Source organism: Gracilibacillus thailandensis, assembly GCF_010994055.1.
GTDB classification, from domain to species: Bacteria; Bacillota; Bacilli; order Bacillales; family Amphibacillaceae; genus Gracilibacillus; species Gracilibacillus lacisalsi.
The window spans coordinates 1-11,119 of the sequence record NZ_WJID01000048.1 but is presented as its reverse complement, the minus strand read 5'-3'; the positions used below and the strand labels follow the sequence as shown (position 1 = coordinate 11,119).

The window sequence follows — 11,119 nt, the reverse complement described above, 5'->3', positions numbered from 1 at the left end:
AATAAGTACGCTCTGTTCCCAAGAATCCCCCACTTCAAATATCCTGAAAGGAGGTTAAGTGGGGGTAGTTCAATCTACAATCATCAAACGGAACGGAAATGTCTCGTTTAAGAAACAGATCAGTCTGAGCAAATAAAGCGCAGTTGATAGCTCGTTGTTCGCGTTTATTTAAGGAGTGATTCCTCGCTTGTAGCAATCTAGAAGAAATATGGGAATCGTTAGTATGCTATACTTTTATTCCAACAAATCGAAAGGAGTTTTGCATTCTTGGATACTTATACCTCTGAACGCTTTATACATGAGTTGCAGCAACATCAAAATGAAGCGGAAATCGAAAAAGTGAAAAAGTTTTTTAAAGGTTCGGATGAAAACACGAAGTGCTTAGGTCTTAACATGCGTACGGTATTCCAAATTGCTAAGCAATTTAAGGATATGACTTTAAGCGAAGTCGAACGGCTTCTGGAAAGCGATTATTATGAAGTGAGAATGGGCGCTGTGAGCATTATGGATTTTCAGGCCAAAGCCAAGAAACTCCCGGAGGAAAACAGGCAAGCTTTGTACGATCTATATATACGGAGACATGATCGAATCAACAACTGGGATTTCGTTGATAGAGCGGCACCTTCTGTAATCGGGACTTATTTGTTGGATAAACCAAAGGATAAACTGTACGAAATGGCACACTCCTCTAATATTTGGGAACGAAGAACAGCTATGGTAAGTACGTATAGCTTTATCAAAGCCGGCAACACGGAGGACACATTTGCTATCGCTGAGATTTTGGTACATGATCCTGAAGATTTAATCAACAAGGCTGTGGGCAGTTTTATTCGTGAAGCTGGCAAGAAAGACGAAGATAAGCTGAAATCTTTCTTAAATAAACACGCTCACACCATGCCCAGAGTCACCTTGAGATACGCTATAGAGAAGTTTGATAAAAGTACAAGGGACTACTACTTAACTCTAAAGAAGAAAGAGAGGTAGCAATGATGAAGCCTATGTCAGGGAAAGTGGCTTTGTAGCTGGAGGAACTCGGGGGGGGCAGGCATAGGTAGCGCCATTGAATTGGGGGCTACAGGTACAACGGTCTATGTCACTGGACGTACAACAAGGACGAGGTGCTCTGAATAAAACCGACGAAAACGAGTGAAGAAACCGCTGTATTGGTTGATCAGGCGGATGGCACCGGAATTGCGGTGCCAATCGATCACCTCGATCCTATTCAGATTCAGGCTTTAATCGCTGGAATTGAACGCGGGCATGGTCAACCGAATAATTTGGTCAACAATATCTGGGGCGGCGAATAAATGGTAGAGTGGAATGTCCCTGTGTGGGAACATTCATTAGAAAACGGGATGCGTATGCTAAATCTGGCCATAGACATCCATATCATTATAAGTCACTACATGCTGCCGCTACTAATCAGCAAACCCAACGGGCTTGTTGTTGAAGTCACGAACGGCACGAAACTCTATAATGAAACAAACTATCGGTTATTGTTATTCTAAGATTTGGCGAAGAACTCCGTCATCCGAAAGCCAAGTCTTTGGAAAATGAACTCGCCCCCTTCCAAGGAACTGCCCTATCCGTATCACCAGGGCTGGATTGAGTCCAGTTGAATACCGAACTCAATTCAGCCAATCAGCTTCATAATAAAACTCTAACTTTGGGGGTAACCACCATCAGGTTTGGGCTATTCTTAGTCTAACTATCAATCAAGCAAAAGCTGATATGCTTTACGCTCTCCGTGTTCAATAGGAAAATAGATCATTCCACTATAATTAAATCCTGCATTCACAATCACTTTTTGCATAATCTCATTTTTCGGATATGTATCAACACGTACATCTTTAAATTCCATTTGACGTGAGAGTACAATTAAATCATGTAATAATATTTTAGATAACCCTTTTCCACGGACATGTAAATCTACCGCAATTCTATGGATAACGATGTAAGAATCTTCTTGTTCTTCCCATGATCCTTCCGTTATATTTTCGTAAGGCGCTTCTGGTCCAGGAACTAACGCACCGTACCCAGCTACCTTGTTATCGTAGATTAAGACATGTGCATATCCTTTTTTGATATCCTGTTTAATTAATTCAGGTGTCGGGCCTTCCCCATTTTGCCATTGTGGCACCCCTTGCTCCTTTAAATAGGCAATTCCATCATTTAAAATCGACATGATTGCTTCTGCATCATGTATCGTTGCTTTTCGTGTATAGACGAACATCGTTTAATCCTCCGATTTTTTAAAATGTGTTTTCTTATTATTACCGAGTTTAGACCGTTTTAACAAGCAAAACGCACTTCTTAAAGAAAGCAAATGGTTTTAAATTGTTCTTCATAACGATAAAGCTAAAAGAATAATAGTTTCTATCAAAAGATGACCAACTTCCTAACGACTCCCAAACAAAATGACTAATATCGCATAAATCATAATCATTACTATTTACGTTTCGAGTTTAATGGTTTATAATATCATGTAATCGTAATGATTACGATTTGAGCTTCTTTGGATAGTTATATTGATTCTTTATAGAAAGGAGAACGTTGCTAGGTAGGCTTAAAGTTAAATCTATTGGTCGAGAAGATAAATAAATGCTACTATCCAAAACGTAATAATGATGATTATAGAAAAAATGAATAGGAGAGGGAAGAAGAATGAAAAGATTACTTACTAGTTTATCAATTTTATTGTTAATCAGTTTTTATCTAACTGCATGTCAAGGCACAGAAGGTGAGCAAGTGGATGGAACAGAGGGAGAAGAACAAGAAGTACATACAGATGAGAAACATGACCACCATGAAGATGAAGAAGAAAATATTGAAGCACCCGAAGGTATTGAAATCGAAGGAGTTGCTGACCACTACCATACAGGAGATACAATTGAGCTTACTGCAGTGTTAGAAGAAGAGTCGGATTTCGATCATTGGCACTGGTATAGTAGAGAAAGTGAAGAAGCTGAATGGGAAGTTGTTTCAGGACAGGAGTCAGAAACGTTTACAGGTGAAGCGACAGTCGATGGATTAGAAATTAAAGCAGTTTTATTCGACGATGATCACGAGCCTAGTGTTCAGTCCGCACCAGTTGAAGTTATCATTGATGACCATCATGGACATGATGAAGAAAGTCAACAAATCTATGAAGGTTACTTTGAAGATAGTCAAGTAGAAGATCGTGAATTGTCAGATTGGGAAGGGGATTGGCAATCTGTTTATCCATATCTGTTATCTGGAGATTTAGATGAAGTGTTTGAACATAAAGCAGAAGATGGAGATATGACAGCAGAAGAGTATAAGGAGTACTACACTATTGGATACGAAACGGATGTTGAGCGCATCATTATTGAGGGTGGCCAGGTAACCTTTTTTGAAAATGGAAATGAATATTCAGGAGAGTACAAATCAGATGGTTACGAGATTCTTACTTATGAAGCAGGTAATAGAGGTGTACGATTTATATTTGAATTAGTGGATGGATCAGGTGAAATGCCTCAGTATATTCAATTTAGTGATCATAATATATTCCCGGTCGATTCTCATCATTATCACTTATATTGGGGAGATGATCGTGAAGAACTGTTAGAGGAAGTTACGAATTGGCCAACGTATTATCCTTCCGAATTAGATAAGGATGGAATCGTTCAGGAAATGCTAGCACATTAATTGTTTGAACGACGTTATTCCAATGGTTTGATAAGAATTTGTTACCCCTCAAGGGCTAACAAACCTGAGGGAAGTCTGACTTTATCATAAGATAATAAAAAATGTAATGAATATAACAAAGAAGGTATTTTTTTAGTGTCTAAATCGTAATCATTACGTATAAAGTGGTGTAAGGAGAATGGATAATGAAAAGAAATTGGTTAGTCACTGTTTTATTTAGTTTCATTATGTGTGCTACTCTCTTGGGATGTAATCAAAATGAGGGTGAAAGCACTGCAAATGAAAAGTTATCAGTTGTCACATCGTTTTATCCAATGTATGAATTTACGCAACAAGTAGCAGGGGATCGAGCGGATGTATCACTGATGGTCTCTGCCGGAGAAGATGCACACCATTATGAACCAAGCGCACAAGATGTAGCAGGTGTTAATGAAGCAGATGTATTGGTGTATAGCAGTGAAGAAATGGAACATTGGGTAGAGAGTTTATTAAATACAGTAGAGAACGATGATCTTGTAATAGCTCGTACAGCAGATGGTGTTGATTTAGTTAATACTGAAGGTTCAGATCATGACCATGATCATGAGGACGAGGAAAATCAAGAAGCTATTGGAAATATAAACATTCAAGGAGTTGCAGATCATTATCACACTGGTGACAAGATCGAATTAACAGCGGAATTAGATGAAGATGCAGAATATGATCACTGGCACTGGTATACAAGGGAAAGTGCTGATGAGGAATGGGCGACTGTTTCGGATCAAGTAGGACCTGTATTCGAATATGAAGCCTCCGGAGAAAGTTTCGAACTTCGAGCGGTACTTTTCGATGATGAACATAATGAATATGCAGAATCAGAGCCAGTAGAAATTGTTATAGATGATCATGAAGGACACGATCATAGTCATGGTGAAGAAATTGGGCATGACCACGAACATGGTCACGAAGAGGAACATACTCATGATGAGAAATCTAGTCAAGATAGTGAACATAGAAATGATACCATGGAAATCGCCGGCTTGGCGGATCATTATCATACAGGAGATGTAGTTACACTTGTTGCTCAGCTCGATGGAGATATAGAGTATGATCATTGGCACTGGTTTACACGTGAAAGTGAAGATGAGGAATGGGAAGTTGTATCTGATCAGCAAACCGATCACTTTGAATATGAAACGACTGGAGAAAGCTTTGAAGTCAAAGCGGTACTTTATGACAACGATCATAATACGTATGCGGAATCTGAGCCAGTGTCCATTATCATTGATGATCATGAATCACACGATCCACATATTTGGTTAGATCCGGTATTAGCACAAGAACAAGTGAATGTTATTCGTGATGCACTAATTGAAGCAGATCCAGACGGAAAAGAAATTTATGAAGAAAATGCGGAAGCCTTTAATGAAAAGCTTCAAGCATTAGATGAAGAATATCAAGCAAAACTTTGGGATGCAGAGAATCGTGCTTTTGTAGTGCAACACCAAGCATTTGGATACCTTGCAAACCGATATAATTTAGAGCAAATCGCTATTGGCGGTTTATCTACAGAAGTAGAACCAAGTCCATCACGTATTGCTGAAATTGCAAACCTAGTGGAAGAGCATGATGTTCCAGTTATTTATTATCAACAGGGCGCTAATTCAGCAATAGCAGAAACTGTCGCTACTGAAACAGGAACAGAGACAGCAGCTATGTATGATTTAGAAGTATTGTCTGAAGAATTACAAGCAGAGGATCTAGGATACGTCGATGCAATGCGTCAGAACTTGGAAGCTTTACAGTTAAGTGTTCAATAACAGGATTTTTAAATCATAAGTCGAAAGAATATCATAAAAGAAAGGTCGCTTAATGGTGCATTATATTGAAGTGAAAAACCTTGCCTTTCAGTACGAAGAAGAACCAGTGTTAGAAAATATTTCATTTGAAGTAGATGCAGAAGATTTTGTAATGCTAACAGGAGAAAATGGTGCAGCAAAGACGACACTATTACGCAATATTTTGGGGTTACTTAAGCCATCGAAAGGTAGTGTCCGAATCGCTTCCCAAAATCGTTTTGGTGAGAAGTTAGTTGTCGGATACGTTTCCCAGCAAGTTGCATCCTTTAACGCTGGCTTTCCAAGCACTGTACTGGAGCTTGTGCAATCTGGGCGCTATCAGAGAGGTAAATGGTTTAAACGTTTAGATAAAGAAGATAAGATGCGTGTCCAACGTTCACTTGAATCAGTGGGAATGTGGGACATGCGGCATAAGAAAATCGGAGAACTATCTGGTGGACAAAAACAGCGAATTTCTCTCGCGCGTGTATTTGCAACAGATCCTGATTTGTTCGTACTAGATGAACCTACTACAGGTATGGATATGAATTCTCGAGAAGAATTCTATAAGTTACTGGAACACAATTGTAAAGAACATGGTAAAGGTATTTTAATGGTCACCCACGATCATGAAGAAATTCGCCACTATGCTGATAAACATATTGAGCTAGTGAGGAAGGAGGACTCGCCTTGGAGATGTTTTTCCATGGATTCATGCAAAGAGCTTTCCAAGCCTCACTCTTAATATCATTAATTGCACCAGTTTTAGGCTTGTTTTTAATTTTACGTAGACAATCTCTAATGGCAGATACTTTATCACATGTCTCCTTAGCAGGTGTAGCACTGGGCTTGTTAATTGGTGTTAATCCAACATGGACTAATATGTTAGTGGTAGCGGTGATTGCGATATTACTTGAATATTTGCGTGCGGTCTATCGCACTTATTCGGAAATTTCTATTGCGATTTTGATGTCAGCCGGAATGGCTCTAGCATTAGTCCTGATGGGGTTAAATGATGGCGGAGCAACTTTAAGTATGAACCAATTTTTATTTGGTTCGATCGTCACCATTAGTGAGCAGCAAGTATGGATGTTATTAGTGCTAACCATTATTATTAGTCTACTATATTTAGTTTTTCGAAAACCTATGTATATTTTGACATTTGATGAAGAAACAGCTTTCACCGCTGGTCTGCCTATCAAAACGATGTCTGTTTTGTTTAATGTATTAACAGGGATAACCATTGCTGTGATTATGCCTATCGTTGGGGCTTTGTTGGTTTCAACCATCATCGTTTTACCTGCTGCTATCTCGATGCGCTTAAGTAAAAGTTTCAATGGTGTTATTTTAATTGGAATAGTTATTGCATTAATAGGGATGTTAAGTGGCTTAGTCGCTTCTTATCAAGTAGGTACTCCCCCGGGAGCTACAATTACATTAATTTTAATAGTGGTTTTTGCTATCACAGCATTTATCAAGAATGTATTTCGTTACATTAAATTTGATAGATTTTTTAAGAAAAGTAATATATGAGAATAGAAAAGAAGTCGCAACGCTAAAAATGTTGCGACTTCTTTTTTAAAAAAGCTATCATGTAGTATAAATATCGGATCCATTGGCTGCGATAGGGTAGATATCCAAGTTAATCAACTTTTTCTGATTCATAGCCTTGGTTAGCATATTAAAGTGATAGAGACCTAGGATTTTCTATTCCAATTTATGCTAAAATAAAAGAAAAAAGGTGGAATACAAATGAACCTAAAGTTGATCGACGAAATCAATATCTTGGTTGATCGAAAGTTAGTTGTATGGTTGAATGTATGGGCTATGGTGATGTTCTTCGTGTTGATAGCCGTTGGTTTAATCTTATCACCAGAGCTGTCTGGCTCGATTACTGCCTTAGGCTTTTTTAGCTTCTTCATCACTTTAGTCCTTACCTTCTTCTTGCATGAATGGATTCATGGCATCTTCTTTAAAGTATTTGCTCCTGGGTCCAAGGTGCAATATGGATTCAAAAGTGGCATGCTCTATGCAGCTAATCCGGGCACGAAATACAACAAACAACAATTCACTTTGATTGTGATCATGCCTTTTGTTATTATCACTTTATTAGTCTTGTTGTCGTCTGCTTTTCCCATTAATCGGGTGGCCCTCTATTTACTGTTTGCGATACATACATCTGGTTGTGTTGGCGACTTTTACTATTGCTATAAGTTATGGCGTAACAAAAATCGCCCGATTCTGATTGAAGATACTGCAGAAGGGATTAAAATATTCGAGGAAGTAAAAGCGAACAATACTATAGAAAGATAAAAAAATATTCGGATTTAGTCTTGACTAAATCAAAGCTGCCTAGTAATATAGTAATATATTAATGCAACTTCATATCAACCATAAACATTCGTCGTATAATGTTGGGAATATGGCCCAAGAGTTTCTACCAGAGCACCGTAAATTGCTCTGACTACGAGGAGGATGTAGGATATATTATTTTTATTTAAACTACGCCGAATTGTAAAGAAACACTCTTGGAATCTCTAAGAGTGTTTTTTGTTTGGTTAATGAACTATAGGGGGGAAGTAAAAGTGAGAAAATATTTTGAATTTGATCGATTGGGGACAAACTATCGTACGGAAACAGTAGCAGGTATTACAACCTTTTTAGCTATGGCCTATATTTTGTTTGTTAATCCTGATATGTTAGCTACAGATGGAACTGGTATGGATAAGAATGCAGTATTTGTTGCGACAGCTCTTGCTGCAGCAATTGGTACGTTAATTATGGGTGTTTTTGCTAAATATCCTATCGCGCTTGCGCCAGGGATGGGATTAAATGCATTTTTTACTTATTCAGTTGTTCTAGGTCATGGAATTCCATGGGAAACAGCGTTAGCGGGTGTTTTCGTATCGGGTATTATCTTTATTATTTTGACACTTACAGGTATTCGCGAAAAAGTAATTAATGCAATTCCTCCTGTTTTGAAGCTGGCAGTTGGTGCAGGTATTGGTTTGTTTATTGCATTTATTGGTTTTCAAAATGCTGAAATTATTATTGCAGATCCGTCTACCCTAGTTGCATTAGGTGATTTGACGGTGGGGACTACTTTATTAGCGGTTTTTGGTATTGTTATTACGGTTATTCTACTTGCTATCGGGTTGAAAGGTGGAGTATTTTACGGAATGATCATCACAGCCATTGTTGGGATGATCTTTAGTCAGGTGCCAATTCCTGAGCAAATTGTTGCGCCTGTACCTAGTATGGCTCCGACATTTGGGGCTGCATTTGCTCATTTAGGAGAAGTCTTTACTTTAGAAATGCTAGTCGTTATTTTAACGTTCTTATTCGTCGACTTTTTTGATACGGCAGGTACCTTAGTTGCAGTTGCTTCGAAGGCAGGTTTATTAAAGGATAATAAACTACCAAGAGCAGGAAAAGCGCTATTCTCAGATTCAGCTGCTACTGTAGTAGGTGCAACTTTAGGAACATCAACAACTACTTCATATGTAGAATCTGCAACTGGTGTTGGTGCAGGTGGACGTTCAGGTTTCGCATCAGTGATAACAGCCATATTGTTCATTTTAGCGTTATTCTTTTCACCATTATTAGGGGTAGTGACTAATGCTGTGACCGCACCAGCATTAATTATTGTTGGGGTATTAATGGCATCATCCTTAAAAGATATTCCATGGGATGAATTTGATGTGGCTGTACCAGCGTTTTTAACAGTTGTAACCATGCCATTAACATATAGTATTGCCACAGGTATCGCGGTAGGTTTTATTTTCTACCCGATTACAAAGGTAGCTAAAGGTAAAGTAAAAGAGATTCATCCAGTGATGTGGTTCCTATTTGTTATCTTCGTCTTGTATTTAGCATTTTTACATTAAAGTAATGGGAGGCTCTGGCATTTGCCAGAGCCTTCATTTTGAGTGAATTTCCGCTATCACCCCTTTCAAAACTGTTGCTATCCAAACTAGTTGTTTGTGCTTCACTATTTTACCTATTTCTTATTTGTTATACCTATTTATTTTACATAACTATGAAAGACTGACTACACAGGCTATGTTAGACGGGCATATACTACTATAAACTAATAGACGGGAGAGTGTTTGAATGCCCGAACATTGTGTAAAAGTGCCAATTGTTTATGATTGGATTACAATAGATGAAAATATTAGCAAATGCAAATTCATTCCAGTGAGACAGAGTGTCAAAGAAATGGAAGATTGTATTTGTATAAATTTTAATGTCAATTGTGAGAACAACCTCCCAACAACTATTTGGCAGGCTGTTGGAGATACGGTTCATGCAGCAACATTTTCGATTGAGCACAAGGGAAGTTGTGTGTGCGATTTGATTATATTTGCTAACGATGAAGAAATAGCACAAGTATCGGAAAGTAATACTTTCAGCGGGACGATTGGTGAATTAGAAAATCTTTCCGTGTTATGTGCAAATGGTTGTGGGGATGGAATAAATTGTGAGGCGATGTTAACAATAGTTGTCCATTACCTGATTTGCGAAGAAGCAAAAATAGATGACAATCCAAAGAAAGTTTCATGCTTTTTATCAGATGAAAATGGAGATCCAATACGGACAGATAGAGAGAATCCGCTTGTTTGCAAAGAGATTAGTCGAAGTGAGACTTTTCATACGTCATCTTTGCAGAAAGTAAGTCTATTATTAGAAGGTCATGTAACGGTGAAAATGGTGAATGCAAGTGATGATTGTGTTGTATTATGTACGTTTCCGATATCTATTATGAAAACAGTGCTTCTTTGTGCACCTGAAGGGACAAAGATTAAGTGTTCAATAGATCAAATTAACTGCAATGCCAATATTATTGATGAAAAAAGTTATAAAAATGGTTTGAAAGTATGTTTGAATATAGATTTTTGCTTAAGTGTTCAATCCTTTTATAAAGCAATTGTTCATATAGAAGGAGATTTATGTGAACCAAGAAAAGATATACGTGAAAGTGTATATAATTGTTAAGGTTTAACATGGTATTCACTGTCTGTTATCTCCTCTACTTAATCTATAAAACAAAGGCTTTTCGTCCAATACGGACGAAAAGCCTTTTGTTTCATTACACAAGTGTGTCATCTAATCGTACGATGGTTAATGCAGCACCTTGCCCAGCTTGTAAAGTTGCAAGACCTAACAGCCCAAATAGTTCAAGTGTAACGGTATCTCCAGCATTTAAGTTTGTAATAACAAATGCGTTTAGATTACTAACTGTAAGAACTGGGTTTCTTTCCGAACTTTCTAATGGTGTACCATTTATCAAAAGTCGTGCGCCCACTAATAAACCTGCCGTGAAGTTTACATTGAATTGAATGAAATATCGACCGGTTTCTGTAACGGTAAATTCTGTATTGGCGGCATTGGCTGTAATGCCATTTAAATTCTGAGCATCTGGTAAAGGTACAGGTGTACCTCCAAGTATAACTGAAATAACTGATTGTGAAGTGTTAGCTGCAAAACCAGAAGTTTCTGTTATGACAGGTCCAGCCGGTCCTTCAGGTCCTTCGGGTCCAACCGGTCCTTCAGGCCCCTGTGGTCCCTCTGGCCCTTCAGGTCCAATTGGTCCCTCGGGTCCAACCGGTCCAGCAGGTCCTTGAGGTCCAGCG

Annotated in this window: 11 protein-coding genes and 1 riboswitch; of the genes, 9 read left to right on the top strand and 2 right to left on the bottom strand. The window is 38.3% G+C overall.

Features of this window, described 5'->3' with window-relative positions:
• The first annotated feature begins 267 nt into the window (after positions 1 to 267).
• On the top strand, positions 268 to 984 hold the full coding sequence (locus GH715_RS14200) for a DNA alkylation repair protein (RefSeq protein ID WP_153836373.1): 717 nt from the start codon (positions 268 to 270) through the stop codon (positions 982 to 984).
• Positions 985 to 1,163: 179 nt separating this feature from the next.
• On the top strand, positions 1,164 to 1,307 hold the full coding sequence (locus GH715_RS21895; protein ID WP_153836374.1) for a hypothetical protein: 144 nt from the start codon (positions 1,164 to 1,166) through the stop codon (positions 1,305 to 1,307).
• 404 nt (positions 1,308 to 1,711) lie between these two features.
• Here GH715_RS21895 and GH715_RS14190 read toward each other — a convergent pair whose 3' ends face one another.
• Complete coding sequence (locus GH715_RS14190; protein ID WP_153836375.1) at positions 1,712 to 2,233, bottom strand: GNAT family N-acetyltransferase; 522 nt, start codon at positions 2,231 to 2,233, stop codon at positions 1,712 to 1,714.
• A gap of 431 nt (positions 2,234 to 2,664) precedes the next feature.
• Between GH715_RS14190 and GH715_RS14185 the strand changes: the two genes are divergently transcribed.
• The 7 genes from GH715_RS14185 (at position 2,665) to GH715_RS14155 (ending at position 10,481) form a co-directional block, all read left to right on the top strand.
• A complete protein-coding gene (locus GH715_RS14185; RefSeq protein WP_153836376.1) occupies positions 2,665 to 3,669 on the top strand; it encodes a ZinT family metal-binding protein in 1,005 nt (334 codons plus the stop codon).
• A 185-nt stretch (positions 3,670 to 3,854) separates the two neighbouring features.
• Positions 3,855 to 5,468 (top strand): metal ABC transporter solute-binding protein, Zn/Mn family, encoded by a 1,614-nt coding sequence (locus GH715_RS14180; protein ID WP_153836377.1) that lies wholly within the window; start codon positions 3,855 to 3,857, stop codon positions 5,466 to 5,468.
• Positions 5,469 to 5,520: 52 nt separating this feature from the next.
• Complete coding sequence (locus GH715_RS14175) at positions 5,521 to 6,231, top strand: metal ABC transporter ATP-binding protein (RefSeq protein WP_153836378.1); 711 nt, start codon at positions 5,521 to 5,523, stop codon at positions 6,229 to 6,231.
• Complete coding sequence (locus GH715_RS14170; RefSeq protein WP_153836379.1) at positions 6,177 to 7,019, top strand: metal ABC transporter permease; 843 nt, start codon at positions 6,177 to 6,179, stop codon at positions 7,017 to 7,019. Before GH715_RS14175 ends, GH715_RS14170 begins: the two co-directional genes overlap by 55 nt.
• A gap of 219 nt (positions 7,020 to 7,238) precedes the next feature.
• Positions 7,239 to 7,799, top strand: a complete 561-nt coding sequence (locus GH715_RS14165) for a DUF3267 domain-containing protein (protein WP_153836380.1) — start codon at positions 7,239 to 7,241, stop codon at positions 7,797 to 7,799.
• Between the two features lie 71 nt (positions 7,800 to 7,870).
• Positions 7,871 to 7,973, top strand: a riboswitch (purine riboswitch).
• A 98-nt stretch (positions 7,974 to 8,071) separates the two neighbouring features.
• Positions 8,072 to 9,373 (top strand): NCS2 family permease, encoded by a 1,302-nt coding sequence (locus tag GH715_RS14160; RefSeq protein WP_163578671.1) that lies wholly within the window; start codon positions 8,072 to 8,074, stop codon positions 9,371 to 9,373.
• Between the two features lie 226 nt (positions 9,374 to 9,599).
• Positions 9,600 to 10,481, top strand: coding sequence for a BMQ_0737 family morphogenetic spore coat protein (locus tag GH715_RS14155; RefSeq protein WP_153836381.1), 882 nt, complete (start codon positions 9,600 to 9,602; stop codon positions 10,479 to 10,481).
• Between the two features lie 94 nt (positions 10,482 to 10,575).
• Here the strand turns inward: GH715_RS14155 and GH715_RS14150 are convergent.
• On the bottom strand, positions 10,576 to 11,119 hold a 544-nt coding region (locus GH715_RS14150; RefSeq protein WP_163578670.1), incomplete at its 5' end, for a BclA C-terminal domain-containing protein.